Here is a 26,266-nt window from a genome sequence, read left to right on the forward strand (position 1 = left end):
CCTTCGCGAGCAAGCTCGCTCCTACAGAAAGCAGAATCCGCTTAACTGACTGGCATTAGGGCTTGCCCGCGATAGCGCAGTGTCAGTCAAGTAGCTATCAACTGACCCACCGTTATCGCAGGCAAGCCAGCTCCTACAATTGGTCTGTGCACATCCAATAAAAAAGCCCGGCTGATCATCAATCAGCCGGGCTTTTTGTAGGGCTTGAAAACGACTTACTTCTTCAAGCCGTAATGCTCATCCAGCATGCCGGGGGCGTTCGGCGTCTTTGGCGCGTAGTCCCGGGGTGGCTCCTGGTTTTCCCGGGGCGGGGTCAGGCGTTCCCGTGGGGCTTGCGTGGCATCGGAATGCAGCGCGGCCAGCAGACGCTGGCGGGTGATGTCATCCAGGGCCAGGCGGTTGGCGCCATCGGCGAGGTGATCCTGTACTTCCTGGTAGCTTTGGGTGAGTTTCTTGACCAGGGACGCGGTGCTGTTGAAGTGGGTAACAACCTCGTTCTGATAACTGTCAAAACGTTCCTGGATGTCATCCAACTGACGCTGCGTGCGGTTAGGCGCGGCATTCGGCAGCAGGCGAGCAACCAGGAATCCAATGGCGACACCGGCAACCAGGGCAAGAGTCGGCAACAACCAAACTAAGAGCGAGTGTTCCACGAGTCCTTCCTCTATAAACGGCTTTGCTTTACGTTAACGGCTCGGACCTGCGCTGTATACCGCGATTAAGCTCGCAATGATGCCATGCACAGACTTTTAGCTAGACGAGTCGACCCCTTGAGAGGTCACGGAGTTCATTCCTTGCTCATGCGTGAAACCCCTGTTTTGATCGATGGCCCGGTAGGCCAATTGGAAGCCTTGTACCTGGATCACCCCGAGCCACGTGGCCTGGCGCTGATCTGCCACCCCAACCCGGTGCAGGGTGGGACCATGCTCAATAAAGTCGTCTCGACCCTGCAACGCACCGCCCGTGATGCCGGTTTGATTACTTTGCGTTTCAATTACCGTGGCGTCGGTGCCAGCGCGGGTACCCACGATATGGCCACCGGTGAAGTGGACGATGCCGAAGCCGCCGCCAGTTGGCTGCGTGAAAAACACCCGGGCCTGCCCATCACGTTGCTGGGTTTCTCGTTCGGTGGATTTGTGGCCGCAAGCCTGGGCGGGCGCCTGGAGGCCAAGGGCGAAAAACTCGCGCACCTGTTCATGGTGGCGGCGGCGGTCATGCGTTTGCGGGATGAGGACGTGCTGCCGCAGGACTGCCCGTTGACCCTTATCCAGCCGGAAACCGACGAAGTGGTCGACCCGCAGACCGTCTACGACTGGTCCGCGGCCCTCAAACGCCCCCATGAACTGCTGAAAGTGGCAGAATGTGGACACTTTTTTCATGGCAAGCTCACCGATCTCAAGGATCTGGTGCTGCCGCGCCTTTCAAATTGATAGCAGTCTGATAAGCGATTACCCATGACGACTCGTACCCGTATCCTCACCGGCATCACCACCACCGGCACCCCGCACCTGGGCAACTACGCGGGGGCCATTCGCCCGGCGATCCTCGCCAGCCAGGATGCCAATGCCGATTCGTTCTACTTCCTGGCCGACTACCATTCCCTGATCAAGTGCGATGACCCGCAGCGCATCCAGCGCTCGCGCATGGAAATCGCCGCGACCTGGCTGGCCGGTGGCCTGGATGTCGACCGGGTGACTTTCTACCGCCAGTCCGACATCCCGCAAATTCCCGAGCTGACCTGGCTGCTGACCTGCGTTGCCGCCAAGGGCCTTCTCAACCGCGCCCACGCCTACAAGGCCTCGGTGGACAAGAACCTGGAAAACGGCGAAGACCCGGATGCCGGAATCAGCATGGGCCTGTACAGCTACCCGGTGCTGATGGCGGCGGACATCCTGATGTTCAACGCCCACAAGGTGCCGGTCGGTCGCGACCAGATCCAGCACGTGGAAATGGCCCGGGATATCGGCCAGCGTTTCAACCACCTGTTCGGCAAGGGCAAAGAGTTCTTCACCATGCCCGAGGCGTTGATCGAAGAAAGCGTTGCCACCTTGCCGGGCCTGGATGGGCGCAAGATGTCGAAAAGCTACGACAACACCATCCCGTTGTTCACCACCGCCAAGGACATGAAGGACGCGATCTCGCGAATCGTCACCGACTCCCGCGCGCCGGGTGAGGCCAAGGACCCAGACAACTCGCACCTGTTCACCCTGTACCAGGCGTTCGCCACCCCTGAGCAGGAACAACAGCTGCGCAGCGAACTGCTCGATGGCCTGGGCTGGGGCGAGGCGAAGAACCGTCTGTTCCAACTGCTGGATGGCCAGTTGGGCGAAGCCCGCGAGCGTTACCATCAATTGATGGCGCGCCCTTCGGACATGGAAGACCTGCTGCTGGTCGGTGCCAATAAAGCCCGTGCCGTCGCCGCGCCATTCCTGCAAGAGCTGCGCGAAGCCGTGGGCCTGCGCTCGTTCGTCAACCCGTCCACCGAGGTGGCCAGCACCAAGAAGAAGGCCGTCAAGGCCGCGCGCTTTGTCAGCTTCCGTGAAGACGATGGCAGCTTCCGCTTCCGCCTGCTGGCGGCCGATGGCGAGCAACTGTTGCTGTCGCGCAACTTTGCCGACGGCAAGGCAGCGGGTGCTGTCACCAAGCAGTTGCAGTCCGGCCAGGCGCTGGATGTGCGCAGTGAAGCCCTGGGCTTCAGCGTGTGGCTTGAAGGCGCCTGTGTCGCCGACAGCCCGGCCTTTGCCGACAGTGCTGCGCGGGATGCGGCCATCGACGCTGTGCGCGTGGCATTGACGCCCATCGAAGACTGACCCGACCAAGGGTTGATTGCCATTATCCGGGGCCGTCGTTACAGTGACGGCCCGTTTTTGTTGCCTTGCTAACGAAATTATGACGCCCCTAGAACGATATCAAGCTGATCTGAAACGCCCCGACTTCTTTCATGATGCTGCCCAGGAAACGGCGGTGCGTCACTTGCAGCGCCTGTACGAAGACCTGGTCGCCGCCTCCCAGAGCAAGCCAGGGATGCTCAGCAAGCTGTTTGGCAAGAAAGACCAGGTGCCGGTCAAGGGCCTGTACTTCTGGGGCGGCGTGGGTCGCGGCAAGACCTACCTGGTCGATACCTTCTTTGAAGCGCTGCCGTTCAAGGAAAAGTCGCGCACGCACTTCCACCGCTTCATGAAGCGCGTGCACGAAGAGATGAAGACCCTGCACGGCGAGAAGAACCCGCTGACCCTCATCGCCAAGCGCTTTTCCCAAGAGGCGCGGGTGATCTGTTTCGATGAGTTTTTCGTATCCGATATCACCGACGCGATGATTCTCGGCACCCTGATGGAAGAGTTGTTCAAGAACGGCGTGACCCTGGTCGCCACCTCGAACATCGTGCCCGACGGTCTGTACAAGGACGGCCTGCAGCGTGCGCGTTTCCTGCCGGCCATTGCCCTGATCAAGCAGCACACCGATATCGTCAACGTCGACAGCGGCGTCGATTACCGCCTGCGCCACCTTGAGCAGGCGGAGCTGTTCCACTTTCCCCTTGATGAAGCGGCCCACGAAAGCCTGCGCAAGAGCTTCCGCGCGCTGACGCCGGAATGCACCCAGGCCGTGGAAAACGATAAGTTGATGATCGAAAATCGCCAGATCATGGCCCTGCGTACCTGTGACGACGTGGCCTGGTTCGACTTCCGCGAACTGTGCGACGGCCCGCGCAGCCAGAACGACTACATCGAACTGGGCAAGATCTTCCATGCCGTGATCCTCAGCGGTGTCGAGCAGATGAGTGTCACCACCGACGACATCGCCCGGCGCTTTATCAACATGGTCGATGAGTTCTATGACCGTAACGTCAAGCTGATTATCTCGGCCGAAGTCGAACTCAAGGACCTCTACACCGGGGGGCGCTTGAACTTCGAGTTCCAACGGACCCTGAGCCGCTTGCTGGAGATGCAGTCCCACGAGTTCCTGGCGCGGGCGCACAAGCCCTAACAAAAAGGCCTGCTGTGATGCAGGCCTTTTTGTATGCGCTCCGGGCAGCAATGAAGATCAATTGTGGGAGCTGGCTTGCCTGCGATAGCGGTGTGTCAGCCAGCTCATCAGTGACTGACTTGCCGCCATCGCAGGCAAGCCAGCTCCCACAGTTGATTGTGTGTGGTTTTAGTTAGGCCGCCTGCTGGAATTGCTGGCGATACTGGTTCGGCGACAACTCCGTGTGCTGCCTGAACAGCCGCGCAAAGAAACTCGCATCGTCGTACCCCACCTCATAGCTGATGGTCTTGATGCTCTTGCGGCTGCCCGACAGCAAGCCCTTGGCCGTCTCGATCCGCAGCCGTTGCAGGTAATGCAGCGGCTTGTCGCCGGTCGCCGTCTGGAAGCGCCGCATAAAGTTGCGGATGCTCATCCCGTGTTCGCGGGCCACGTCTTCAAAGCGGAATTTGTCGGCGAAGTGCTCCTCAAGCCAATGCTGGATCTGCAGGATGATCACGTCCTGGTGCAGCTTCTGCCCGCCAAAACCGATGCGCCCCGGCGCGTAGCTACGCTGCACTTCGTAGAGAATGTCGCGGGCCACGGCCTGGGCGATATTGGCGCCGCAGAAACGCTCGATCAGATAGATATAGAGGTCGCAGGCCGACGTGGTGCCGCCGGCGCAGTACAGGTTGTCGGCGTCGGTCAGGTGCTTGTCCTGGTTGAGCTGGACCTTGGGGAAGCGCTCGCTGAACGCATTGAAGAAGCGCCAGTACGTGGTCGCCTCCTTGCCATCGAGCAGGCCGGCTTCGGCGAGCCAAAAGACACCAGTGGCCTCGCCGCATAGCACCGCGCCGCGCGCATGTTGCTCGCGCAGCCACGGCAGTATCTGCGGGTAGCGCTTGCTCAGGGCGTCGAAGTCATCCCAGAAGGCCGGCAACACGATGATGTCGGCGTTTTCCAGGCCGCCGTCCACCGGCATGATCACATCGCTGAAGCTGCAGACCGATTGCCCGTCGGGGCTCACCAGGCGGGTTTCAAAGGCCGGCGTGAGGCCCAGGCCTTGCTGTTTGCCGTAACGCAGGCTGGCGAGGTGGAAAAAATCCTTGGCTTGCATGAGGGTGGAGGCAAACACCCGATCAATGGCCAAAATGCTGACGCGCCGCAGGGGCGTGGAGACAAGGCTAGACATAATTTCGATTATTCTTATAGGGGAAAGTGGTCAACTAACGGCTGGATCGTCTTATTTTTTGTCGCATGTGTCCAGTGTCCTGTGACAGCCGTGCAGCTTAGGCTCTGTGATCTTGTTTTTGTCTGACAATCGACGCAGGTGACCCATGATTCCCAGAACCTTGTTCAGCTCCGAGCACGAACTCTTCCGCCAGAGTGTGCGCACCTTCCTCGAAAAAGACGCGGTGCCGTTCCATGCGCAATGGGAAAAGCAGGGCCATATTGATCGTGCCCTGTGGAGCAAGGCGGGGGAGGCGGGGATGCTGTGCTCGCACCTGCCGGAAGAATACGGTGGCCTGGGTGCGGACTTTCTCTACAGCACCGTGGTGATCGAAGAGATCGGCCGCCTGGGCCTGACCGGGATCGGCTTCTCCCTGCATTCGGACATTGTTGCGCCGTATATCCTGCATTACGGCAGCGAGACGCTGAAGCACAAGTACCTGCCCAAGCTCGTTTCCGGGGAGATGGTCACGGCCATTGCCATGACCGAGCCGGGGGCCGGGTCGGACCTGCAAGGGGTCAAGACCACCGCCGTGCTGGATGGCGATGAGTACGTGATCAACGGCTCCAAGACTTTTATTACTAATGGTTTCCTGGCGGACCTGGTGATCGTGGTCGCCAAGACCGACCCCAAGGCCGGCGCCAAGGGCACCAGCCTGTTCCTGGTCGAGGCCGATACGCCGGGCTTTGATAAGGGCAAGCGCCTGGAGAAGGTGGGGATGAAGGCCCAGGACACCTCCGAGCTGTTCTTCCAGGACGTGCGGGTGCCCAAGGAGAATCTGCTGGGCCAGGCCGGGATGGGCTTTGCCTACCTGATGCAGGAGCTGCCCCAGGAGCGCCTGACCGTGGCGATTGGCGCCCTGGCCTCGGCCGAAGCGGCGTTGCAATGGACCCTGGACTACACCCGCGAGCGCAAAGCGTTTGGCAAGGCGATTGCCGACTTCCAGAACACCCGCTTCAAGCTGGCGGAGATTGCCACCGAGGTGCAGATCGGCCGGGTCTTTGTCGACAAGTGCCTGGAGCAGCACCTGCAAGGCAAGCTGGATGTGCCCACGGCGGCGATGGCTAAATACTGGACCACTGACCTGCAATGCAAGGTGCTCGACGAGTGTGTGCAGTTGCACGGCGGCTACGGCTATATGTGGGAATACCCAATCGCCCGGGCCTGGGCGGATGCGCGGGTGCAGCGCATTTATGCGGGGACCAATGAGATCATGAAGGAGATCATTGCGCGGGCGCTTTGAATCTCTGGTGCTTTTGAGGGCCCCATCGCGGGCAAGCCCGCTCCCACCTTTGATCTGTGAATACATTCAAATGTGGGAGCGGGCTTGCCCGCGATGGCGGCCTAAAGGTCAATCAAGGCGCAGGGTTCGGATGATCCTTCTGAATCGCCTCAATCCCCTCCAACACCTCTTTCGACAGCTTCAGCCCGGCACTGGCGATATTGCTGTCCAGCTGCGCAAGCGTCGTCGCCCCGATGATATTGCTGGTTACGAACGGCTGTTGCGTCACAAACGCCAGGGCCATCTGCGCCGGGTCCAGGTTGTGCTCGCGGGCCAGGGCCACATAGCGGCTGCACGCGGCTTCCGATTGCGGGTTGAAGTAGCGACTGAAGCGGCTGTACAGGCTCAGGCGCCCCTTGGCCGGCCGTGCGCCGCCTTCGTACTTGCCGCTGAGCATGCCGAACGCCAGGGGTGAATAGGCCAGCAAGCCACACTGCTCACGGATGGCGATCTCTGCCAGGCCCACTTCAAAGCTGCGGTTGAGCAGGTTGTAGGGGTTCTGGATCGACACCGCGCGGGTCCAGCCACGGGCCTCGGCCAGCGCCAGGAACTTCATGGTGCCCCACGGCGTTTCATTGGACAGGCCGATATGGCGGATCTTGCCGGCCCTGACCTGCTCGTCGAGGGCTTCGAGGGTTTCTTCAAGTGGCGTCAGGTCGGGCTCTTCCTGGTGCTTGTAGCTCAGTTGCCCGAAGAAGTTGGTGCTGCGCTCCGGCCAGTGCAACTGGTACAGGTCGATCCAGTCGGTCTGCAGGCGCTTGAGGCTGGCGTCCAGCGCGTCGACGATGTGCTTGCGGTTGTGCTTGAGCTGGCCGTCGCGGATATAGTCGATGGTGTTGCCGGGCCCTGCGACCTTGCTGGCGAGGATCCAGTCGGCGCGGTCGCCACGGCTCTTGAAGTAATTGCCGATGTAGCGCTCGGTGGTGGCGTAGGTGTCGGCCTTGGGCGGCACCGGGTACATTTCTGCGGTATCGAGGAAGTTGATCCCTGCGCCTTTGGCCCGCTCAATCTGGGCGAAGGCCTCTGCCTCGGTGTTTTGCTCGCCCCAGGTCATGGTCCCGAGGCAGATCGCGCTCACGTTCAGATCGGTCCGGCCCAGCTTTCGATAATCCATCGGGTACTCCTTTGGGGAAAACAATCATAAAAGCAGGTTGAATTTTTTTTCGCAATCTGCATAATTGCCCACCTCTTTCTGCAGTGGAAGTGATGCGCCGCCTGCCGAAGAATCTTGCCGTTGAACGGACGCGCTGACCCGAGCCCCCGATAGCGTCTGTATCCGGCTGCCTTTGACTTGTCAAAGTACGCACTATTCAGTAAGATCCGCCGTCTAATTTACAGGGCGGCCCCTGAGGCTATTAAAGAATGACAACTTTTACTGCAAAACCGGAAACAGTTCAGCGCGACTGGTTTGTCGTCGACGCCGCTGGTCAGACCCTGGGTCGTCTGGCCACTGAAGTCGCCAGCCGTCTGCGTGGCAAGCACAAGCCTGAGTACACCCCTCACGTTGATACCGGTGACTACATCGTAATCATCAACGCCGAGCAGGTTCGTGTAACCGGCAACAAAGCAAGCGACAAAATGTACTACCGTCACTCCGGTTTCCCAGGCGGTATCAAGTCTTCGAACTTTGAAGGCCTGATTGCCAAGAAGCCTGAAGCCCCGATCGAGATCGCGGTTAAAGGTATGCTGCCGAAGGGCCCACTGGGTCGCGACATGTATCGCAAGCTGAAAGTCTATGCGGGCGCTGCTCACCCTCATGCTGCTCAGCAGCCCCAAGAACTGAAGTTTTAACGGAATAGTTCATTATGTCGGCGACTCAAAATTACGGCACTGGCCGTCGCAAAACCGCAACCGCACGCGTTTTCCTGCGTCCGGGCACTGGTAACATCTCGATCAACAACCGCACTCTGGACAATTTCTTCGGCCGCGAAACTGCCCGCATGGTAGTTCGTCAGCCGCTGGAACTGACCGAGACCGTTGAAAAGTTCGACATCTACGTCACCGTTATCGGTGGCGGTGTAAGTGGTCAGGCTGGCGCAATCCGCCACGGTATCACTCGCGCTCTGATGCAGTACGACGAAACCCTGCGCGGCGCTCTGCGCAAAGCTGGCTTCGTGACTCGTGATGCCCGTGAAGTTGAACGTAAGAAAGTCGGTCTGCGTAAAGCGCGTAAGCGTCCGCAGTACTCGAAGCGTTAATTCGCTTTACGTTCCACAAAAACGCCCAGCCTCCTCACGGAGCTGGGCGTTTTTTATGGTCCGTGTTTTATGTAGGTTTTTTCTGTGTGACAACTTGCCACATCCGTAGACCCCCTATACTACAAGGCTTGGAGGCTAGGCTGCGGGTAATTACCTTGTCAGAGGTGGGGCTTTTCATTACCATTCGGCAAAATTTTTATAAGTTCAGATTTAATACTTAGTAGACGCCTGATTTAACAGGCCAAAAAGCTGATGGGAGAGGACTGAATGAGCAATGACGGCGTGAATGCAGGCCGGCGTCGCTTCTTGGTAGCAGCCACATCCGTGGTGGGTGCTGCAGGAGCGGTGGGGGCTGCGGTCCCGTTCGTGGGGTCATGGTTTCCCAGTGCCAAGGCGAAAGCCGCAGGTGCACCGGTGAAGGTGAATGTCAGCAAGATCGAGCCAGGCCAGCAGATGATTGCTGAGTGGCGCGGCCAGCCAGTATTCATCGTTCGTCGTACCGAGGAAATCCTGGGGAATCTGAAGAAGATCGAGGGCCAGTTGTCTGACCCCGAGTCCAAGAATTCCGACCAGCCCGCCTACGCCCAAAACGAAGCGCGTTCGATCAAGCCAGAGATTCTGCTGCTGGTCGGTCTTTGCACCCACCTGGGCTGCTCGCCGACCTTCCGCCCGGAAGTCGCGCCTGTGGACTTGGGCAAGGACTGGGTTGGCGGCTATTTCTGCCCTTGCCACGGTTCCCACTACGACCTGGCCGGTCGCGTCTACAAGTCCCAGCCTGCCCCGTTGAACCTGCCGGTTCCGCCGCACAACTACGAATCTGACGACGTTATTGTCATTGGTGTCGATAAGGAGAGCGCGTAATGAGCAAGTTCATGGATTGGGTGGATGCGCGCTTCCCCGCCACCAAAATGTGGGAAGACCATCTCAGCAAGTATTACGCGCCGAAGAACTTCAACTTCTTCTATTTCTTTGGCTCCCTCGCATTGCTGGTTCTGGTCAACCAGATTGTTACCGGTGTCTGGCTGACCATGAGCTACACCCCGTCGGCGGAAGAAGCGTTTGCCTCCGTCGAATACATCATGCGCGACGTCGAGTACGGCTCGATCCTGCGCCTGCTGCACTCCACTGGCGCTTCGGCGTTCTTCATCGTGGTCTATCTGCACATGTTCCGTGGCTTGCTCTACGGCTCGTACCAGAAGCCGCGTGAGCTGGTGTGGGTGTTCGGCATGCTGATCTACCTGGCGCTGATGGCAGAGGCCTTCATGGGCTACCTGCTGCCGTGGGGCCAGATGTCGTACTGGGGGGCCCAGGTGATCATCTCGCTGTTTGGCGCGATCCCGGTCATCGGCAACGACCTGACCCAGTGGATCCGTGGTGACTACCTGATTTCGGGCATCACCCTGAACCGCTTCTTTGCCTTGCATGTGGTGGCCTTGCCGATCGTGATTCTCGGCTTGGTGGTACTGCACATCCTGGCGCTGCACGAAGTGGGTTCAAACAACCCGGACGGCGTGGACATCAAGAAGCACAAGGACGAGAACGGCATTCCGCTGGACGGCATTCCATTCCATCCTTACTACACCGTGAAAGATATCGTCGGCGTGGTGGTGTTCCTGTTCGTCTTCTGCTCGATCGTGTTCTTCTTCCCGGAAATGGGTGGCTATTTCCTCGAAAAACCTAACTTCGAGCAGGCCAACGCGTTCAAGACCCCGGAACACATTGCCCCGGTCTGGTACTTCACGCCGTTCTACGCCATTTTGCGGGCGATCCCCGACAAGCTCATGGGCGTCATTGCCATGGGGGCAGCCATTGCCGTGCTGTTCGTGCTGCCGTGGCTCGATCGTAGCCCGGTCAAGTCCATGCGCTACAAGGGCTGGCTGAGCAAGATCTGGCTGTGGGTGTTCTGCATTTCGTTCGTGATCCTGGGCGTGCTGGGCGTACTGGCGCCGACCCCTGGCCGTACGTTGCTGTCGCAGGTCTGCACCTTCCTGTACTTCGCCTACTTCATTCTGATGCCGTTCTACACCCGGCTCGAGAAGACAAAACCGGTTCCGGAAAGGGTGACTGGCTGATGAAAAAATTATTCGCTGCATTGATTCTTGCTGCCCTGCCGGCCCTGTCCCTGGCGTCCGGTGCAGGCGCCGAGCTGGAAAAAGTCGACATTGACGTTTCTGACAAGGCTGCCATGCAAGACGGCGCCCGTACGTTCGCCAACTACTGCATGGGCTGCCACAGCGCCAAGTTCCAGCGTTACGAGCGCGTTGCCGATGACCTGGGCATCCCTCACGACCTGATGCTCAGCAACCTGGTGTTCACCGGTGCCAAGATTGGCGACCACATGAACATCGGCATGCAACCGGCCGACGCCAAGGCCTGGTTCGGGGCGGCACCGCCTGACCTGACCCTGGTGGCGCGCGTCCGTGGCACCGACTGGCTGTATGGCTACCTGAAGTCGTTCTACGAAGACCCTACGCGCCCCTGGGGCGTGAACAACAAGGTCTTCCCTAACGTGGGTATGCCTAACGTGCTGGTCGGCCTGCAAGGGCGCCAGGTGGTAGGCTGCAAACAGGTTCAAGTCGTTGAAAACGGCAAGAAGCAATACGACCCACTGACCGGCACGCCGTTGACCCATGAGGCCTGTGATCAACTGACCATCGTGCCCAAGAGCGGCGCGCTGAACGAGGAGCAGTTCGACGAGAAGGTCAAGAACCTGGTGACCTTCCTGGCGTACTCCGCCAACCCGGTCAAACTGGAACACCAGCGCATCGGCACCTATGTGTTGTTGTACCTGGCTTTCTTCTTCGTATTCGCTTATTTGCTCAAGCGTGAATACTGGAAGGATGTGCATTGATCCAACCTTAGGCAATTGCTGTTAATCTTGCGCGCCCAGCGACGTCTCTGAACGGGTAACGCTCTGGTTGATCCAGGTGTTACGAGAGATGCCCTCTGGGCGCGCTCGTTTTTGAGCTTTCGATAATTTCAACAAGCGAGGAGGACCGCCATGGGCGTGACCAACCGGTTGGCCTGTTACTCCGACCCCGCCGACCACTATTCCCACCGAGTACGCATCGTGCTCGCAGAGAAGGGTGTCAGCGCCGAGATCATCAGTGTGGAGGTGGGACGTCATCCACCGAAACTGATCGAAGTGAACCCTTACGGCAGCTTGCCCACCCTGGTCGATCGTGACCTGGCGTTGTGGGAGTCAACCGTGGTGATGGAATACCTGGATGAGCGTTACCCCCATCCACCTTTACTGCCGGTGTATCCGGTGGCGCGTGCCAACAGCCGCCTGCTGATCCATCGGATCCAGCGCGACTGGTGTGGGCTGGTGGATCTGATTCTGGATACCCGCAGCAAAGAAGCTGCCCGTGTGCAGGCGCGTAAGGAATTGCGCGAGAGCCTGACCGGCGTTTCTCCATTGTTCGCCGATAAACCTTTTTTCCTCAGCGAGGAACAAAGCCTGGTGGATTGCTGCCTATTACCCATACTCTGGCGTTTGCCGATTCTGGGCATTGAACTGCCGCGGCCTGCCAAGCCGCTGCTTGATTACATGGAGCGCCAGTTTGCGCGTGAGGCTTTCCAGGCAAGTCTGTCTGGCGTCGAACGCGATATGCGCTAAGGCTTAAGGAGCCGTTGATGAACTCCAGTCGACCTTACCTGGTCCGCGCGCTCTACGAGTGGATTGTGGACAACGATTGCACCCCGCACATGCTGGTCAATTCCGAGTTCCCTGCGGTACAGGTGCCACAAGGTTTTGCCAGTGACGGGCAGATTGTCCTGAACGTTTCGCCCAGTGCCGTACGCCAACTGCACATGGACAATGAAGCGGTCAGCTTTGAAGGGCGTTTTGGTGGGGTACCCCATACGCTCTATGTGCCCATCGGCGCGATCCTGGGCATTTATGCCCGGGAGAATGGCCAGGGCATGGTGTTTGATCTGGAGTCGTCCCTTGAAGACGACGAAGCGATTGAAATTGAAGATGATCTGCCGCCACCTGATTCCGAGCCACCGCGCCCTAGCGGCCGGCCGAGCTTGAAAGTGGTGAAGTAACGGAACACAAGCCTACGGGTGAGTGTTGAAAATGCCTCGGCCTTGGCCGGGGTATTTTTTTACGCGATTTAAAGCACGGGAAAGGCCGGCAGAACGATGGTTGTACAACTGGCCCATGCTGACCTGCAGCATTACATAAGCCGCCTGAGCCGCGAGCACGAAGAGATTGATAAGGCGATTGCCTGCCAGGATTCGGAGGTGGCGCGGGCGGCGATGCAGCTGTATTTGACCAATAGTCGCGAGCGCTGGCGCCAGGCTCATGAAGAGGCGCAGGCGCAGCGGGGGGAGGCTGATTTTATTAGGCTAGGTCAAATGCAATGAACAGAACGGCGAGATCGTCATCGTAAAAGAATGTCTTTTTTATAACTTCAAACTCTTCACCATCCATATTAAGAAAGTCGCCTACGTTAGGCAGATCTTCAACACTGATGTTTGACGTCTTATTGTATTTTTGACCTTTGAATTTGACCTGAATTTTAGTCGCCATGATTGAACCTCGTTAAGCCAGTAAGAGATCGTGATGTGTTTGGTCGACACGCTGCGTAGACAAGCCTCGTGAAGACAGAAACACGTTAGGGCGGGTGGAAATGAGGCGATACTGTCAAAACTCACAGTTCCGATAGGCGGTACCCCACGCGCTCGTCTGCGCGCATGGGGCTTTCGTCCTTATAAGGCCGGGGTATTGGGCGTGTAATCCTTAAGCAACAAATACGTACTCCACCCCCACCAATCATTGGTCCACTGCTTGTCATTCAGGTTGTTGACGTCCTTGCGCCGCAACACCTTGTCGCCCTCGGCCTTGAACAGCGGCGAAAAGTTATTCGCCGGATTGTTCGCTGCATTCAGGTCCGGCACATGCAGCGGTGCCTTGAACGTGGCCGGGGAGGGCGCGATACCGCTGGTATACGCCTCGAAAATCTCATCGGCCGAAGCCTGCACCGCACGTTTGACCTGGGTGCGGTTGGCGGCGTCGTTGCTATCTAAATAGCGCTTGTCGCCATAGGCATGCCATTGGTCGCCCAGGGCATTGCGTACATTGAGCCCGAATTTGCTGTCTTCATCGTGCATAAAGCGGCTGATCAACGAACCCAGTTCACCAGGCGTGACCACGGCCGCCAGTTGCTTGCGCGGCACGCGCAGATGCCCGGCGGAAAACAGGTCGGTCAAGAAGTGATCAGCAAAGCTGTTCATGGCATAAGCCAGCTCCAGTTGCTGGCCACTGCCGCTTTGGTGAGCTACCACCGCTTGTTGCAGGGCGGCGGTATGCCCGGCCAGATAGGCAGACAGTGCCCATTCGCCAAAATGGTCGGCATTGTCGGCCGCCAGCTTCAGGTAGCGCCCCAACGGAACCATCGCGGAAACGACGCTACCGCCGCCGGTGATGCGGTTCCACTCTTCGGACAACGTATCTCCTAGGGCGTCATAGGCCTCATGAGGCTGTTTGCCCTCCTGGATGGCCTGCTTCACCGCGTTGATCTCCTTTTGCATCACCGCGAGGATTTTGCCCGCTTCCTCCCGCGACGCAGGCAAGGTCGCCAGCGAGTTGAAGGCGGCGGTGAAACGCTGCACGCGCTCGGCGGGTGATGCACCGTCACTGATGGGTTGGCCGGGAATCCCGTAGAAGTCACCGCCCAGGGAGATGATCTGGCCATAGGTCAGGGCCAGGCCGTTGGGCAGGTGAAGCTGGACTTGCGCGCCCGGAATAGAGGGCGCGCCCTGCACGAAACGCAGCTGGGTGTCATCGCCAATGGCGGTGTGCTCGCCGCCTTCAAAGCGCAGGGAGGGGAGGGTTTTGCGGGTAATGACCGATTCAAGTTCTGACATGTTAGCTCCTTGCTATGTCGTAGGAATCTTCCTTGATAACTGTATGTATATACAGTTATTGAGAGAGTAGAGGAATAATTTCCTACGTCAAGGCGCTTGCTAAAAATGACTTCGAGATGCCTGCATTCGACCGCGTCTACCCTGTAGGAATACGGTCAAAATGTGGGAGCGGGCTTGCTCGCGAAAGCGCTCTCTCAGGCGGCGCTTGGCTGTATGGCTTATCATTAGCCACCTACCGACGCTCACCCAAGGTTCTCCCCGGCATGCTGGCAATCTTCCTGCAAACCCTGACCATCACCGCCCCGGTGTTTGCCATGCTGTTCCTGGGGGCCTTGCTCAAGCGCATCAACTGGATCAACGACAACTTTATCCACACTGCATCGGCCCTGGTGTTCAACGTCACCATGCCGGCGTTGCTGTTTCTGGGGATTCTGCACGCCGACCTGCACTCGGCGCTCAAGCCTGCCCTGCTGATCTATTTCTCTGTTGCGACGTTGGTCGGCTTTGCCCTGGCCTGGGGCTGGGCGATTTTCCGTTGCCCGCGTGAGGACCGGGGCATTTATGCCCAGGGTGCGTTTCGCGGTAACAACGGGGTGATTGGCCTGGCACTGGCGGCCAGTATGTACGGCGACTACGGGATTTCCCTTGGCGCGATCCTCGCCGCCCTGGTGATCCTGTTCTACAACACCTTGTCGACCATCGTGCTGGCGGTCTACAGCCCGGTGATCAAGTCCGATCCGTGGAGTATCTGCAAAAGCGTGCTGGCCAACCCATTGATCATCAGCGTGATTGCGGCCACGCCCTTCGCGTATTTCCAGATTGGCTTGCCCGGCTGGCTGGAAAAGTCCGGGCAATACCTGGCAGATACCACATTGCCATTGGCGTTGATCTGCATCGGCGGCACCTTGTCCATGGCTGCCCTGCGTAAAAGCGGCGACATTGCCCTGAGCGCCAGCCTGATGAAGATGATCTGGCTGCCCCTGTTGGCGACTGCCGGCGCGTGGCTGTACGGGTTCCGCGGGCCGGAATTGGGGATCCTGTTTTTGTATTTCGGCGCGCCGACGGCCGCTGCCAGTTTTGTCATGGCCCGTGCGGCCCAGGGCAACCATGAGTTGGCGGCGGCGATTATCGTGATCACCACACTGATGGCGGCGCTGACCACCAATATCGGGATTTTCGTGTTGCAGGCGGGTGGCTGGATCTGAAATCAGTCGTGTTCTTTAGGGCCAATCGCGGGCAAGCCCGCTCCCACATTTTGAGCGGTGAACACCTTCAAGTGTGGGAGCGGGCTTGCCCGCGATAGCAATCTAACAGTCACTGCGGGTCTGCCTGATACGCCTCAATCACTTCCTGCGCCGCCCGGAACGCATCAATCGCCGCCGGCACGCCGGCATACACCGCGCAGTGCAGCAGCGCCTCGCGAATCTCTTCGACCGTACAGCCATTGTTCAGCGCGCCGCGCACATGGCCCTTGAGTTCCTGCGGGCACTTCAAGGCGGTCAAGGCCGCGAGGGTGATCAGGCTGCGGGTCTTCAGCGGCAGGCCTTCACGGTTCCACACCCCGCCCCAGGCATGTTCGTTGACGAAGTCCTGCAGTGGCTGGGTGAACTCGGTGGCATTGCCCAACGCGCGGTCGACAAATTCATCACCCATGACCTGGCGACGCATTTGCACGCCGGATTTCGGTTGATCGGTCATTGCGATTCCCTCTTGTGGTGTTGGCGGCGCCAGGCTCGCAGCGAGGTGAGCAGCAGGAAAGCCACCAGCGCTGGCAGGACGTAATACAGCATCAGTTGTTCCAGCTTGTTGGCCAGCGGCATGCCGGTGGTGAAGGACACCACATGCAGCCCGTACGCCAGGTACAGGCCCAGCAGCAGCAAGCCTTCGGCGCGGGTGATGCGGTAGCCGGTGTAGAACACCGGCAGGCACAACGCGACAACACCGAGCATTACCGGCAGGTCGAAATCCAGGGCGTTGGGCGACACCGACAAGGGCGACGGCGCCACCAGTGCGGTAAAACCCAGCACCCCCAACAGGTTGAACAGATTGCTGCCGATCACGTTGCCCACCGCAATTTCCCGCTCGCCGCGCAGGGCGGCAATCAGCGAGGTGGCGAGGCACGGCAGGGAGGTGCTGACGGCGACGATGGTCAGGCCGATCACCCGCTCGGACAGGCCCAGGTCGCTGGCCACGTCCACTGCGGCTCCCAGCACCAGATGCCCGGCGAGCACCAGCAGCACGAGCCCGCCGAGCATCCATAGCAAACTGCTCAGCCAGGGCGCCTGCACGACCGTGGCCCGGGTGCGTGGGCGGCGTGAATGGCGGGTCTGGTACAGCAACAGGCCGAGGTAGGCGAGCAGGGCCGCGAGCAAGGTCAGGCCGTCAATGGGGGTCAGTTGTTCATCGCTGGCGAGAGTAAACAGCAGCAGGCTGGCGCCGATCATCACCGGGATATCCAGGCGCACCAGTTGCCGCGACACGCGCAGGGGAATGATCAGCGCCGACAGGCCCAGGGTCACGAGGATATTGAAGATGCTGCTGCCGATCACGCTGCCCACGGCAATATCGGTATTGCCCGCCAGGGTGGCCTGCAGGCTGACGGCGATTTGCGGCGCGCTGCTGCCAAAGGCCACGATACTCAAGCCAATGATCAGCGGCCTGACCTTGAGGCTGGCGGCCAGGCGCACGGCGGCGCGTACCAGCACTTGGGCGCCGGCAATCAGCAGCAACAGGCCGCCGATCAGTTCAATCAGGCTGATGGGCGAAAGGGCGCTTAATCCGAAAATGGTCAGGGCTCCGTCAGTCAGTTGCTCAGGGCTTGCACGCGCACGCGCGCGGTTCCGCTGCGCAGCATACCCAACTGCTCGGCAGCCTTGCGTGAAAGATCGATCAGCCGGCCACGGGTATGCGGGCCGCGATCATTGATGCGCACCACCACGGATTTGTCATTGGCCAGGTTGGTGACCTGCACCCGCGTACCGAATGGCAGGCGCCGGTGGGCGGCGGTCAGGGCGTGTTGGTTGAAGGGTTCACCGCTGGCGGTTTTCTTGCCGTGGTGCTTGGCGCCGTAGTAGGACGCGGTGCCGGTTTCGTCGTAGCCGTTGGGGTCGACCAGGCCACTGGCGCAGCCGGTGAGCAGGGAGAACAGGGCGCAGAGGCCGAGTAGACGCTTCATTTTCAAGGTGTCCCCATTACAAATGTGGGAGCGGGCTTGCTCGCGATAGCGGTGAATCAGTCGCCAAATACATTGACTGACACTCCGCCATCGCGAGCAAGCCCGCTCCCACATGGGGTCCGAGTCGCAAGTAAAATCCAGCTCGGACCATTCATTGCTATCAGCCTTCGAGCTTGCTCTTGAGCAATTCGTTGACCTGTTGCGGGTTGGCCTTGCCTTTGGAGGCCTTCATCGCCTGGCCCACAAAGAAGCCGAACATCTTGCCGCGCTTGGCTTCATCGGCTGCGCGGTACTGTTCGACCTGCTCGGCGTTGGCCGCCAGCATTTCATCGAGCACGGCCGAGATCGCGCCGCTGTCGGTGACTTGCTTGAGGCCGCGCTTTTCGATGATCTCGTCGGCGTTGCCTTCACCGCTGGCCATGGCCTCAAACACGGTCTTGGCGATTTTGCCGGAGATGGTGTTGTCCTTGATGCGCAGCAACATGCCGCCCAGTTGTTCGGCCGAGACCGGGGCTTCGTCGATTTCCAGGCCCTGTTTGTTCAACAGGCTGCCCAGTTCGACCATGACCCAGTTGGCCGCCAACTTGGCGTCACCTGCAATGCTCACGACTTTTTCAAAGTAGTCGGCTTGCTCACGGCTCGACGCCAGGACGCTGGCGTCATATACCGACAGACCGAACTGCGCCTGGAAGCGCTCGCGTTTTTGCGGTGGCAATTCCGGCAGGGTGGCGCGCACGTCATTGAGGAACGAATCCTCGATGACCACCGGCAGCAGGTCCGGGTCGGGGAAGTAACGGTAGTCGTTGGCTTCCTCCTTGCTGCGCATGGCGCGGGTTTCGTCCTTGTTCGGGTCGTACAGGCGGGTCTGCTGGATCACCTTGCCGCCGTCTTCGATCAATTCGATCTGGCGCCGCACTTCGGTGTTGATCGCCTTTTCGATGAAGCGGAACGAGTTGACGTTCTTGATCTCGCAGCGGGTGCCGTACTCGACCTGGCCTTTTGGCCGTACCGACACGTTGCAGTCGCAACGCAGGGAACCTTCGGCCATGTTGCCGTCGCAGATGCCCAGGTAGCGCACCAGCGCGTGGATGGTCTTGACGTAGGCCACGGCTTCCTTGGCGCTGCGCATATCCGGCTCGGACACGATCTCCAGCAGCGGCGTGCCGGCGCGGTTCAGGTCGATGCCGCTGGCGCCGTTGAATTCTTCATGCAGGCTCTTGCCGGCATCTTCTTCCAGGTGCGCGCGGGTCACGCCGACACGTTTGATCGTGCCGTCTTCCAGGGGGATATCCAGGTAGCCCTTGCCGACAATCGGCAACTCCATCTGGCTGATCTGGTAGCCCTTGGGCAGGTCCGGGTAGAAGTAGTTCTTGCGCGCAAACACGTTGTGCTGGCCGATCTGGGCGTCAATCGCCAGGCCGAACATCACCGCCATGCGCACCGCTTCCTGGTTCAGTACTGGCAAGACGCCAGGCATGCCCAGATCGACCAGGCTGGCCTGGGTGTTGGGTTCTGCGCCGAACGTGGTGGCGCTACCGGAGAAAATCTTCGATCGGGTGGCGAGCTGGGTGTGAATCTCCAGCCCGATCACAACTTCCCATTGCATAGTGTTCTCCTCAGAAGCCGGTAGGGGTGCGAGTGTGCCAGTCAGTGTTCAACTGGTACTGGTGCGCCACATTGAGCAGGCGGCCTTCCTGGAAATACGGGGCGAGCAACTGCACGCCCACCGGCAGCCCGTCGACGAAACCGGCAGGCATGGACAAGCCCGGCAAGCCCGCGAGGTTGGCGGTGATGGTGTAGAGGTCTTCCAGGTACTCGGCGATCGGGTCGCCGGTCTTGGCACCGATCTTCCAGGCCGGGTTCGGCGTGGTCGGGCCGAGGATCACGTCGACTTCATTAAAGGCGGCCATGAAGTCGTTCTTGATCAGGCGTCGGATCTTTTGCGCCTTGAGGTAGTACGCATCGTAGTAACCGGCCGACAGGGCGTAGGCGCCGACCATGATGCGGCGCTGCACTTCCACGCCGAAACCTTCGCCACGGGAGCGTTTGTACAGGTCGGTGAGGTCTTTCGGGTCTTCGCAGCGGTAGCCGAAACGCACGCCGTCGAAGCGCGATAGGTTCGACGAGGCTTCGGCCGGGGCGATCACGTAGTACGCAGGGATCGCGTGCTGGTTGTTCGGCAGGCTGATTTCCTTGATCACGGCGCCGAGCTTTTCCAGTTCCTTGACGCTGTTATGCACCAGCTCGGCGATACGCGGGTCGAGGCCGGCGCTGAAATACTCTTTCGGCACGCCGATGCGCAGGCCTTTAAGCGAGGTGTTGAGGCTGGCGCTGTAGTCCGGCACCGGTTCGTCGATGCTGGTGGAGTCCTTGGCGTCGAAGCCGGCCATGCCTTGTAACAATATTGCGCAGTCTTCGGCGGTGCGGGCCAGGGGGCCGCCTTGGTCGAGGCTGGACGCGTAGGCAATCATGCCCCAGCGGGAAACACGCCCGTAGGTCGGTTTCAGGCCGGTGAGGTTGGTGAAGGCGGCGGGCTGGCGGATCGAACCGCCGGTATCGGTGGCTGTAGCGGCCGGCAGCAGGCGGGCGGCCACGGCGGCAGCCGAGCCACCGGACGAACCACCGGGTACATGTTCCAGGTTCCACGGGTTTTTCACCGCGCCGTAGTAGCTCGATTCGTTGGCCGAGCCCATGGCGAATTCGTCCATGTTGGTCTTGCCCAGGGTCACGGCCCCGGCTTCGGCCAGCTTGGCGACCACGGTGGCGTCGTAGGGTGCCTTGAAGTTGTCGAGCATCTTCGAGCCACAGCTGGTGCGGATGCCCTGGGTGCAGAACAGGTCCTTGTGACCGATTGGCGCACCCAGCAGCGCGCCGCTTTCACCGTTGGCGCGACGGGCGTCGGCGGCCTTGGCCTGGCTAAGGGCCAGCTCTTCGGTGAGGCTGATGAAGCTGTTGACCTTCGGGTCCAGCGCGGCGATACGCGCCAGCAGGGTCGTGGTCAGCTCTTCGGAAGAAAACTTTTTGTCGGCGAGACCGCGGGCGATCTCGGCCAGAGTCAATTGATGCATTGCAGGCTCTTTCCCTTTAGTCGATGACTTTCGGAACCAGGTACAGGCCGTTCTCGACCGCAGGTGCGATGGACTGGTAGGCCTCGCGGTTATTGCGTTCGGTCACGACGTCTGCGCGCAGGCGCTGGCTGGCTTCCAGTGGGTGGGCCAGGGGTTCGATGCCGTCGGTATTCACCGCTTGCATCTGGTCGACCAGCCCGAGAATGCTGTTCAGGGCTGCGGTGGTCTGTGGAAGATCGGCTTCATTGAGGCCCAGGCAGGCCAGATGAGCGATTTTTTCCACGTCGGAGCGTTCAAGCGCCATGGGATTCTCCAGTGGAAAACAGAACGGAAGCTATCCGTGTGTTAGATTGTCGGAACACTACCGCATTTCTACGGTCATAAGGCCGCGATTGTGGGGTTAGGTGCACAGAAAGTCGGTCAATTTAGCACATTGGCGCCTTGCCCAAAATCCCTGTCGTTGTTAGAGTTTGCCGCACTTTTTTACCCACGCGTTGCCTAGGGTCCCTTTCCCATGTTCAAGAAACTGCGTGGCATGTTTTCCAGCGATCTTTCCATCGACCTGGGCACTGCCAACACCCTTATTTACGTGCGCGAGCGCGGTATCGTCCTGAATGAGCCATCGGTTGTGGCCATTCGGACCCATGGTAATCAGAAAAGTGTCGTTGCCGTGGGCACCGAGGCCAAGCGCATGCTCGGCCGTACACCTGGCAACATTGCCGCCATTCGTCCGATGAAAGACGGCGTGATCGCCGACTTCAGCGTCTGCGAGAAGATGCTGCAGTACTTCATCAACAAAGTTCACGAAAACAGTTTCCTGCAGCCCAGCCCTCGTGTGCTGATCTGCGTACCGTGCAAATCCACCCAGGTGGAGCGTCGCGCCATCCGTGAATCGGCCCTTGGCGCCGGTGCCCGCGAAGTGTTCCTGATCGAAGAGCCAATGGCGGCTGCCATCGGCGCCGGCCTGCCGGTTGAAGAGGCGCGCGGTTCGATGGTGGTGGATATCGGTGGTGGTACTACCGAGATCGCCCTGATTTCCCTCAATGGCGTGGTGTATGCCGAGTCCGTGCGTGTGGGCGGCGACCGCTTCGACGAAGCGATCATCACGTATGTGCGTCGTAACTACGGCAGCCTGATCGGCGAATCCACCGCCGAACGCATCAAGCAGGAAATCGGCACCGCTTACCCGGGCGGCGAAGTGCGCGAAGTCGATGTTCGCGGTCGCAACCTGGCCGAAGGCGTGCCACGTGCCTTTACCCTGAACTCCAATGAAGTGCTGGAAGCTCTGCAAGAGTCCCTGGCCACCATCGTTCAGGCGGTCAAAAGCGCGCTGGAGCAGTCGCCGCCGGAACTGGCTTCCGATATCGCCGAGCGTGGCCTGGTGCTGACCGGTGGTGGCGCCTTGCTGCGCGACCTCGACAAGCTGCTGGCCCAGGAAACCGGTCTGCCGGTGATCGTTGCCGAAGACCCGCTGACCTGCGTTGCCCGCGGTGGTGGTCGTGCACTGGAAATGATGGATAAACACACCATGGACCTGCTCTCCAGCGAATAAGCTCGTTGGTTGCGCCATGTTTCGCCAGGCAGGCAGCACTTTGCAGTGCTGCCTGTTGGCGTTTATCTTCTTCAATCTGCATCCAGGCCGGTTTGATGCCGTATGAATAAAGAGAATATCTGCCCGGGAGGAGCGGCCTATTAAACCGCTCTTCACTAAAGGCCCCTCATTGGGCGTGCGTTTGTTGGTGCTGGTCGTGCTATCGGTCGCGCTGATGGTGGTCGATGCCCGTTTCACACTGCTCAAGCCAGTGCGTAGCCAGATGTCGCTGGTCTTGATGCAGTCCTACTGGATCACCGACCTGCCGCAACGGCTATGGCAAGGTGTGGCCAGCCAGTTTGGCAGCCGTACCGAACTGGTGGCTGAGAACGAAAAACTCAAGACCGAAAACCTGCTGTTGCAGGGGCGCATGCAAAAGCTGGCGGCCCTGACCGAGCAGAACGTGCGGCTGCGCGAGTTGCTCAACTCGTCCGCGTTGGTCAACGAAAAGGTCGAAGTGGCCGAGTTGATCGGCATGGACCCCAACCCCTTCACCCACCGCATCATCATCAACAAGGGTGAGCGTGATGGCGTGGTCCTGGGCCAGCCGGTGCTCGATGCCCGTGGCCTGATGGGCCAGGTGGTGGAGTTGATGCCCTATACCTCCCGTGTGCTGCTACTGACCGACACCACCCACAGCATTCCGGTGCAGGTCAACCGCAATGGCCTGCGGGCGATTGCCAGTGGCACGGGCAACCCGGAGCGCCTGGAGCTGCGGCATGTGGCGGACACCGCCGACATCAAGGAAGGCGACCTGCTGGTCAGCTCCGGCCTCGGCCAGCGGTTCCCGGCGGGCTATCCGGTGGCGACGGTCAAGGAAGTGATCCACGATTCCGGCCAGCCGTTCGCGATTGTCCGCGCCGTGCCCACGGCTGCGCTGAACCGTAGCCGCTACCTGTTGCTGGTGTTCAGTGACACACGCACGCCGGAAGAACGTGCCAACGAAGCCGCCCAGGCCCAGGAAGCGCAGGAAAAACAAGACGGCGCCACCACGCCGATTATCCCGGCAACCGTACCCAAACCGGCGGCCCCGGCAGCGCCAGTGGCGGCCCCGGTTGCACCCGCCGCGCCCACTACGGCAACACCTGCCAGACCGGTGGCCCAACCTGCTCGGCCAGTCAAGCCAGCGGCGACGGCTCCGGCGCCGGCAACCACTCGACAGGGGGCGCAATAATGGCCGGTACTCATTCGCGCAATGGCTGGATGGTCTGGTTGACCTTCGCCATCGGCATGCTGCTCAGCGTTTCGCCGATGCCGCAGTTCATGGAAATCCTGCGCCCGCTGTGGCTGGCCCTGCTACTGGCCTTCTGGGCCCTGGCCTTGCCGCACAAGGTCGGGATGGTCACGGCCATGTGCCTGGGGCTGGCTGAAGACGTGATGTATGGCACGCTGCTTGGCCAGAACGCCTTGATTCTCACGCTGATTACCTTCCTGGTGCTGTCGTTGCAGCAACGCCTGCGCATGTTCCCGATGTGGCAGCAGTGCCTGGTGATCCTGGTGATCTTCGGCCTGGCCCAGTTGGTGCAACTGTGGCTCAGTGCCTTGACCGGTAACCGCCAACCCACCCTGGCGCTGGTCTTGCCGGCCCTGGTCAGCGCGCTGCTGTGGCCATGGATCAGCTTTGGCCTGCGTGGGTTACGTCGCCGCTATAAAATCAATTGAGTGGGGCGCGAGGCTCTACCTGGTTATCGAACCCACAGGGAGAGTCTGCAATGCATGCGCTTTATCTGGCCTCTGGCTCTCCTCGGCGGCGTGAACTGCTGACCCAGATCGGCGTGCCGTTCATCGTGGTCAACGCGGCCATCGATGAAACACCCCTGGACGACGAGTCGCCGGCGTCCTACGTCGAGCGCCTGGCCCGTGGCAAAGCCGCCGCAGGCCTGGCGACATTGGTCGATACCCGCAATGCCTGCGTGTTGGGCGCCGATACCGCCGTTATCCTCGATGGCCGGATCCTGGGCAAACCCGTGGACCAGGCCGATGCCCTGGCCATGCTGTTGGCCCTTTCTGATCGTGAACACGAAGTCCTCACCGCCATTGCCCTGCTCGATGGACAGCGCTGCGAAACGCGCCTGGTCAGCAGTCGCGTGCGTTTTCGCCAGGTTTCCACACACGAAGCAACGACTTACTGGCACAGCGGGGAACCCCGGGACAAGGCGGGCGGCTATGCTATCCAAGGGTTGGCGGCAGTATTTGTCGCCGGGCTCAATGGTAGCTACTCCGCAGTCGTTGGCCTGCCAGTCTGCGAAACAGCAGAACTGCTGGGCCATTTCGGCATACCCTGTTGGCAACACCTTTGCGTGCGCTGAACGCTTTATTCCAGCGCCACCTTTAAGCGATCGGCCACTATTGTGAAAACGCCTGAACGAGACCCAGCCATGAGTGAAGAGATTCTGATCAACATCACGCCGATGGAATCGCGCGTGGCGGTGGTAGAAAACGGTGTTTTGCAGGAAGTGCACGTCGAGCGCACCCAGAAGCGCGGGATTGTCGGCAATATCTACAAAGGCAAGGTCGTGCGGGTGCTACCGGGCATGCAGGCGGCCTTTGTCGATATCGGCCTGGACCGTGCCGCATTTATCCACGCCTCGGAAATCTCCCTGCGCGAAGGCCCGGCGGTCGAGAGCATCAGCGCCCTGGTGCATGAAGGGCAGGGCCTGGTGGTGCAAGTCACCAAGGACCCGATCGGTTCCAAGGGCGCGCGCCTGACCACGCAGTTGTCGATTCCTTCGCGTTACCTGGTGTATATGCCGCGCACCGCCCACGTTGGCATTTCCCTGAAGATCGAAGACGAAGGTGAGCGTGAGCGCCTGAAAAAAGTTGTCAGCGATTGCGTGGCGGCCGAGGGCATCAAGGAAGCGGGCGGCTTCATCCTGCGTACCGCCGCCGAGGGCGCCGGAGCCGATGAGATCCTTATGGACATCCGCTACCTGCGGCGCCTGTGGGACCAGATCGGTGCCCAGATCAAGACCGTCGGCGCGCCGAGTGTCATCTACGAAGACCTGGGCCTGGCCCTGCGCACCCTGCGCGACCTGGTCAGCCCGAAGATCGAGAAAATTCGCATCGATTCGCGGGAAACCTTCCAGCGCACCACGCAATTTGTCGCCGAACTGATGCCGGAAATCGCCGACCGCCTGGAACACTACCCCGGCGAGCGGCCGATTTTCGACTTGTACGGCGTCGAGGACGAAATCCAGAAGGCCCTGGAGCGCAAGGTGCCGCTCAAGTCCGGTGGCTACCTGGTGGTGGACCCGGCGGAAGCCATGAGCACCATTGACGTCAACACCGGCGCCTTCGTCGGCCATCGCAACCTTGAAGAAACCATCTTCAAGACCAACCTCGAAGCTGCCACTGCCATTGCCCGCCAGCTGCGCCTGCGCAACCTGGGCGGGATCATCATCATCGACTTTATCGACATGGAAGATGAAGAGCACCAGCGCCAGGTGTTGCGCACCCTTGAAAAGCAACTGGAGCGCGATCACGCCAAGACCAACATTATCGGGATCACCGAGTTGGGCCTGGTGCAGATGACCCGCAAGCGTACCCGCGAGAGCCTTGAGCAAGTGCTGTGCGAACCGTGCAGCAGTTGCCAGGGGCGCGGCAAGTTGAAGACCCCGGAAACGGTTTGCTACGAGATTTTCCGGGAAATCCTACGGGAGGCACGCGCTTACCAGGCCGAGGGTTATAGAGTCCTGGCCAACCAGAAGGTAGTGGACCGGTTGCTCGACGAAGAGTCGGGCAACGTTGCGGAATTGGAAGGCTTTATTGGCCGCACCATCCGTTTCCAGGTCGAAACCATGTATTCCCAGGAACAATACGACGTGGTGCTGCTCTGATTCGCATCGGTCCTGTTCAACGAGACCGCCAGACCTTGATCTGCCGTCCGA

At 60.0% G+C, this 26,266-nt stretch carries 28 protein-coding genes and 1 pseudogene; 18 read left to right on the forward strand and 11 right to left on the reverse strand.

All coding sequences use genetic code 11. The features are described from left to right. Nucleotides 1–215: 215 nt before the first annotated feature. Nucleotides 216–653: a Z-ring associated ZapG family protein gene (locus AC07W7_RS22455; protein WP_076964036.1), complete on the reverse strand. Its 438-nt coding sequence runs from the start codon at nt 651–653 to the stop codon at nt 216–218. 147 nt (nt 654–800) lie between these two features. Here AC07W7_RS22455 and AC07W7_RS22460 point away from each other — a divergent pair, with 147 nt between their 5' ends. The 3 genes from AC07W7_RS22460 to zapE all read left to right on the forward strand — a co-directional run bounded on the left by AC07W7_RS22460 (nt 801) and on the right by zapE (nt 3,984). Next, entirely contained in the window at nt 801–1,430 is a 630-nt protein-coding gene (locus AC07W7_RS22460) for an alpha/beta hydrolase (RefSeq protein ID WP_076964035.1), read from the forward strand. Nucleotides 1,431–1,454: 24 nt separating this feature from the next. Further along, nucleotides 1,455–2,810 (forward strand): tryptophan--tRNA ligase, encoded by a 1,356-nt coding sequence (locus AC07W7_RS22465; protein ID WP_099167565.1) that lies wholly within the window; start codon nt 1,455–1,457, stop codon nt 2,808–2,810. Nucleotides 2,811–2,889: 79 nt separating this feature from the next. Next, nucleotides 2,890–3,984 carry a cell division protein ZapE gene (gene zapE / locus AC07W7_RS22470; RefSeq protein ID WP_495040163.1) on the forward strand — a complete coding sequence of 365 codons (1,095 nt, stop codon included), beginning with the start codon at nt 2,890–2,892 and terminating at the stop codon, nt 3,982–3,984. 172 nt (nt 3,985–4,156) lie between these two features. Here zapE and AC07W7_RS22475 read toward each other — a convergent pair whose 3' ends face one another. After that, nucleotides 4,157–5,077, reverse strand: a complete 921-nt coding sequence (locus AC07W7_RS22475) for a GlxA family transcriptional regulator (RefSeq protein WP_169866093.1) — start codon at nt 5,075–5,077, stop codon at nt 4,157–4,159. Nucleotides 5,078–5,297: 220 nt separating this feature from the next. Here AC07W7_RS22475 and AC07W7_RS22480 point away from each other — a divergent pair, with 220 nt between their 5' ends. Continuing rightward, nucleotides 5,298–6,434, forward strand: coding sequence for an acyl-CoA dehydrogenase family protein (locus tag AC07W7_RS22480; RefSeq protein WP_076964031.1), 1,137 nt, complete (start codon nt 5,298–5,300; stop codon nt 6,432–6,434). Nucleotides 6,435–6,546: 112 nt separating this feature from the next. Here AC07W7_RS22480 and AC07W7_RS22485 read toward each other — a convergent pair whose 3' ends face one another. Continuing rightward, entirely contained in the window at nt 6,547–7,587 is a 1,041-nt protein-coding gene (locus tag AC07W7_RS22485; protein ID WP_099167569.1) for an NADP(H)-dependent aldo-keto reductase, read from the reverse strand. A gap of 248 nt (nt 7,588–7,835) precedes the next feature. Between AC07W7_RS22485 and rplM the strand changes: the two genes are divergently transcribed. The 8 genes and pseudogenes from rplM to AC07W7_RS22525 form a co-directional block, all read left to right on the forward strand. After that, nucleotides 7,836–8,264 carry a 50S ribosomal protein L13 gene (gene rplM, locus AC07W7_RS22490; RefSeq protein WP_029291908.1) on the forward strand — a complete coding sequence of 143 codons (429 nt, stop codon included), beginning with the start codon at nt 7,836–7,838 and terminating at the stop codon, nt 8,262–8,264. A 14-nt stretch (nt 8,265–8,278) separates the two neighbouring features. Continuing rightward, nucleotides 8,279–8,671: a 30S ribosomal protein S9 gene (gene rpsI / locus AC07W7_RS22495; protein ID WP_003171743.1), complete on the forward strand. Its 393-nt coding sequence runs from the start codon at nt 8,279–8,281 to the stop codon at nt 8,669–8,671. A gap of 267 nt (nt 8,672–8,938) precedes the next feature. Next, nucleotides 8,939–9,532: a ubiquinol-cytochrome c reductase iron-sulfur subunit gene (petA, locus tag AC07W7_RS22500; protein WP_076964029.1), complete on the forward strand. Its 594-nt coding sequence runs from the start codon at nt 8,939–8,941 to the stop codon at nt 9,530–9,532. After that, the gene (locus AC07W7_RS22505; RefSeq protein ID WP_076964028.1) at nt 9,532–10,743 is read left to right on the forward strand and encodes a cytochrome b; all 1,212 of its coding nucleotides are present in this window, start codon (nt 9,532–9,534) and stop codon (nt 10,741–10,743) included. The genes petA and AC07W7_RS22505 overlap by 1 nt, the downstream gene beginning before the upstream one ends. Continuing rightward, on the forward strand, nt 10,743–11,522 hold the full coding sequence (locus tag AC07W7_RS22510) for a cytochrome c1 (RefSeq protein ID WP_076964027.1): 780 nt from the start codon (nt 10,743–10,745) through the stop codon (nt 11,520–11,522). The genes AC07W7_RS22505 and AC07W7_RS22510 overlap by 1 nt, the downstream gene beginning before the upstream one ends. 150 nt (nt 11,523–11,672) lie before the next feature. After that, complete coding sequence (locus tag AC07W7_RS22515) at nt 11,673–12,290, forward strand: glutathione S-transferase N-terminal domain-containing protein (protein WP_027604841.1); 618 nt, start codon at nt 11,673–11,675, stop codon at nt 12,288–12,290. 17 nt (nt 12,291–12,307) lie between these two features. Next, a complete protein-coding gene (locus tag AC07W7_RS22520; RefSeq protein WP_057438071.1) occupies nt 12,308–12,721 on the forward strand; it encodes a ClpXP protease specificity-enhancing factor in 414 nt (137 codons plus the stop codon). 105 nt (nt 12,722–12,826) lie between these two features. Next, nucleotides 12,827–13,042, forward strand: a pseudogene (locus AC07W7_RS22525) (hypothetical protein); the annotation flags it as partial. Here AC07W7_RS22525 and AC07W7_RS22530 read toward each other — a convergent pair. Together AC07W7_RS22530 and AC07W7_RS22535 are read right to left on the reverse strand one after the other, a co-directional pair. After that, entirely contained in the window at nt 13,020–13,208 is a 189-nt protein-coding gene (locus AC07W7_RS22530) for a hypothetical protein (RefSeq protein ID WP_495040164.1), read from the reverse strand. The pseudogene AC07W7_RS22525 and the gene AC07W7_RS22530 sit on opposite strands and share 23 nt — an antisense overlap. A gap of 179 nt (nt 13,209–13,387) precedes the next feature. Then, nucleotides 13,388–14,545, reverse strand: a complete 1,158-nt coding sequence (locus AC07W7_RS22535; protein WP_495040165.1) for a phospholipase — start codon at nt 14,543–14,545, stop codon at nt 13,388–13,390. A 263-nt stretch (nt 14,546–14,808) separates the two neighbouring features. Between AC07W7_RS22535 and AC07W7_RS22540 the strand changes: the two genes are divergently transcribed. Further along, nucleotides 14,809–15,750, forward strand: coding sequence for an AEC family transporter (locus AC07W7_RS22540; protein WP_076964023.1), 942 nt, complete (start codon nt 14,809–14,811; stop codon nt 15,748–15,750). Between the two features lie 109 nt (nt 15,751–15,859). On the opposite strand, the gene AC07W7_RS22545 is transcribed toward AC07W7_RS22540, so the two are convergent. From AC07W7_RS22545 to gatC, 6 genes are all read right to left on the reverse strand, one after another. Further along, the gene (locus tag AC07W7_RS22545; RefSeq protein ID WP_495040166.1) at nt 15,860–16,243 is read right to left on the reverse strand and encodes a carboxymuconolactone decarboxylase family protein; all 384 of its coding nucleotides are present in this window, start codon (nt 16,241–16,243) and stop codon (nt 15,860–15,862) included. After that, on the reverse strand, nt 16,240–17,289 hold the full coding sequence (locus tag AC07W7_RS22550) for a calcium/sodium antiporter (protein WP_495040173.1): 1,050 nt from the start codon (nt 17,287–17,289) through the stop codon (nt 16,240–16,242). The genes AC07W7_RS22545 and AC07W7_RS22550 overlap by 4 nt, the downstream gene beginning before the upstream one ends. Nucleotides 17,290–17,348: 59 nt before the next feature. Further along, nucleotides 17,349–17,720 carry a septal ring lytic transglycosylase RlpA family protein gene (locus tag AC07W7_RS22555; protein WP_076964020.1) on the reverse strand — a complete coding sequence of 124 codons (372 nt, stop codon included), beginning with the start codon at nt 17,718–17,720 and terminating at the stop codon, nt 17,349–17,351. Between the two features lie 160 nt (nt 17,721–17,880). Continuing rightward, nucleotides 17,881–19,326 carry an Asp-tRNA(Asn)/Glu-tRNA(Gln) amidotransferase subunit GatB gene (gene gatB, locus AC07W7_RS22560; protein WP_495040167.1) on the reverse strand — a complete coding sequence of 482 codons (1,446 nt, stop codon included), beginning with the start codon at nt 19,324–19,326 and terminating at the stop codon, nt 17,881–17,883. Between the two features lie 10 nt (nt 19,327–19,336). Further along, nucleotides 19,337–20,788 (reverse strand): Asp-tRNA(Asn)/Glu-tRNA(Gln) amidotransferase subunit GatA, encoded by a 1,452-nt coding sequence (gene gatA, locus AC07W7_RS22565; RefSeq protein ID WP_076964018.1) that lies wholly within the window; start codon nt 20,786–20,788, stop codon nt 19,337–19,339. Nucleotides 20,789–20,804: 16 nt separating this feature from the next. Next, on the reverse strand, nt 20,805–21,092 hold the full coding sequence (gatC, locus tag AC07W7_RS22570) for an Asp-tRNA(Asn)/Glu-tRNA(Gln) amidotransferase subunit GatC (protein ID WP_003216077.1): 288 nt from the start codon (nt 21,090–21,092) through the stop codon (nt 20,805–20,807). A 210-nt stretch (nt 21,093–21,302) separates the two neighbouring features. Between gatC and mreB the strand changes: the two genes are divergently transcribed. The 5 genes from mreB to rng all read left to right on the forward strand — a co-directional run bounded on the left by mreB (nt 21,303) and on the right by rng (nt 26,215). After that, a complete protein-coding gene (gene mreB / locus AC07W7_RS22575) occupies nt 21,303–22,340 on the forward strand; it encodes a rod shape-determining protein MreB (RefSeq protein WP_002555108.1) in 1,038 nt (345 codons plus the stop codon). Nucleotides 22,341–22,479: 139 nt separating this feature from the next. Continuing rightward, the gene (gene mreC, locus AC07W7_RS22580; RefSeq protein ID WP_197882073.1) at nt 22,480–23,553 is read left to right on the forward strand and encodes a rod shape-determining protein MreC; all 1,074 of its coding nucleotides are present in this window, start codon (nt 22,480–22,482) and stop codon (nt 23,551–23,553) included. After that, nucleotides 23,553–24,041, forward strand: coding sequence for a rod shape-determining protein MreD (gene mreD / locus AC07W7_RS22585; RefSeq protein WP_029291827.1), 489 nt, complete (start codon nt 23,553–23,555; stop codon nt 24,039–24,041). The genes mreC and mreD overlap by 1 nt, the downstream gene beginning before the upstream one ends. A 50-nt stretch (nt 24,042–24,091) precedes the next feature. Further along, on the forward strand, nt 24,092–24,688 hold the full coding sequence (locus AC07W7_RS22590; protein WP_495040168.1) for a Maf family protein: 597 nt from the start codon (nt 24,092–24,094) through the stop codon (nt 24,686–24,688). 69 nt (nt 24,689–24,757) lie between these two features. Then, nucleotides 24,758–26,215 carry a ribonuclease G gene (gene rng / locus AC07W7_RS22595; protein WP_076964015.1) on the forward strand — a complete coding sequence of 486 codons (1,458 nt, stop codon included), beginning with the start codon at nt 24,758–24,760 and terminating at the stop codon, nt 26,213–26,215. Nucleotides 26,216–26,266 lie beyond the last annotated feature (51 nt).

Source organism: Pseudomonas sp. GW821-FHT01D09 (assembly GCF_059422465.1).

Bases quoted from the DNA above. Each gene is read 5' to 3' on its own strand.
- AC07W7_RS22460 (WP_076964035.1), top strand. From the start codon at position 801: ATGCGTGAAACCCCTGTTTTGATCGATGGCCCGGTAGGCCAATTGGAA.
- AC07W7_RS22465 (WP_099167565.1), top strand. From the start codon at position 1,455: ATGACGACTCGTACCCGTATCCTCACCGGCATCACCACCACCGGCACC.
- zapE (WP_495040163.1), top strand. From the start codon at position 2,890: ATGACGCCCCTAGAACGATATCAAGCTGATCTGAAACGCCCCGACTTC.
- AC07W7_RS22475 (WP_169866093.1), bottom strand. From the start codon at position 5,077: ATGCAAGCCAAGGATTTTTTCCACCTCGCCAGCCTGCGTTACGGCAAA.
- AC07W7_RS22480 (WP_076964031.1), top strand. From the start codon at position 5,298: ATGATTCCCAGAACCTTGTTCAGCTCCGAGCACGAACTCTTCCGCCAG.
- AC07W7_RS22485 (WP_099167569.1), bottom strand. From the start codon at position 7,587: ATGGATTATCGAAAGCTGGGCCGGACCGATCTGAACGTGAGCGCGATC.
- rplM (WP_029291908.1), top strand. From the start codon at position 7,836: ATGACAACTTTTACTGCAAAACCGGAAACAGTTCAGCGCGACTGGTTT.
- rpsI (WP_003171743.1), top strand. From the start codon at position 8,279: ATGTCGGCGACTCAAAATTACGGCACTGGCCGTCGCAAAACCGCAACC.
- petA (WP_076964029.1), top strand. From the start codon at position 8,939: ATGAGCAATGACGGCGTGAATGCAGGCCGGCGTCGCTTCTTGGTAGCA.
- AC07W7_RS22505 (WP_076964028.1), top strand. From the start codon at position 9,532: ATGAGCAAGTTCATGGATTGGGTGGATGCGCGCTTCCCCGCCACCAAA.
- AC07W7_RS22510 (WP_076964027.1), top strand. From the start codon at position 10,743: ATGAAAAAATTATTCGCTGCATTGATTCTTGCTGCCCTGCCGGCCCTG.
- AC07W7_RS22515 (WP_027604841.1), top strand. From the start codon at position 11,673: ATGGGCGTGACCAACCGGTTGGCCTGTTACTCCGACCCCGCCGACCAC.
- AC07W7_RS22520 (WP_057438071.1), top strand. From the start codon at position 12,308: ATGAACTCCAGTCGACCTTACCTGGTCCGCGCGCTCTACGAGTGGATT.
- AC07W7_RS22530 (WP_495040164.1), bottom strand. From the start codon at position 13,208: ATGGCGACTAAAATTCAGGTCAAATTCAAAGGTCAAAAATACAATAAG.
- AC07W7_RS22535 (WP_495040165.1), bottom strand. From the start codon at position 14,545: ATGTCAGAACTTGAATCGGTCATTACCCGCAAAACCCTCCCCTCCCTG.
- AC07W7_RS22540 (WP_076964023.1), top strand. From the start codon at position 14,809: ATGCTGGCAATCTTCCTGCAAACCCTGACCATCACCGCCCCGGTGTTT.
- AC07W7_RS22545 (WP_495040166.1), bottom strand. From the start codon at position 16,243: ATGACCGATCAACCGAAATCCGGCGTGCAAATGCGTCGCCAGGTCATG.
- AC07W7_RS22555 (WP_076964020.1), bottom strand. From the start codon at position 17,720: ATGAAGCGTCTACTCGGCCTCTGCGCCCTGTTCTCCCTGCTCACCGGC.
- gatB (WP_495040167.1), bottom strand. From the start codon at position 19,326: ATGCAATGGGAAGTTGTGATCGGGCTGGAGATTCACACCCAGCTCGCC.
- gatA (WP_076964018.1), bottom strand. From the start codon at position 20,788: ATGCATCAATTGACTCTGGCCGAGATCGCCCGCGGTCTCGCCGACAAA.
- gatC (WP_003216077.1), bottom strand. From the start codon at position 21,092: ATGGCGCTTGAACGCTCCGACGTGGAAAAAATCGCTCATCTGGCCTGC.
- mreB (WP_002555108.1), top strand. From the start codon at position 21,303: ATGTTCAAGAAACTGCGTGGCATGTTTTCCAGCGATCTTTCCATCGAC.
- mreD (WP_029291827.1), top strand. From the start codon at position 23,553: ATGGCCGGTACTCATTCGCGCAATGGCTGGATGGTCTGGTTGACCTTC.
- AC07W7_RS22590 (WP_495040168.1), top strand. From the start codon at position 24,092: ATGCATGCGCTTTATCTGGCCTCTGGCTCTCCTCGGCGGCGTGAACTG.
- rng (WP_076964015.1), top strand. From the start codon at position 24,758: ATGAGTGAAGAGATTCTGATCAACATCACGCCGATGGAATCGCGCGTG.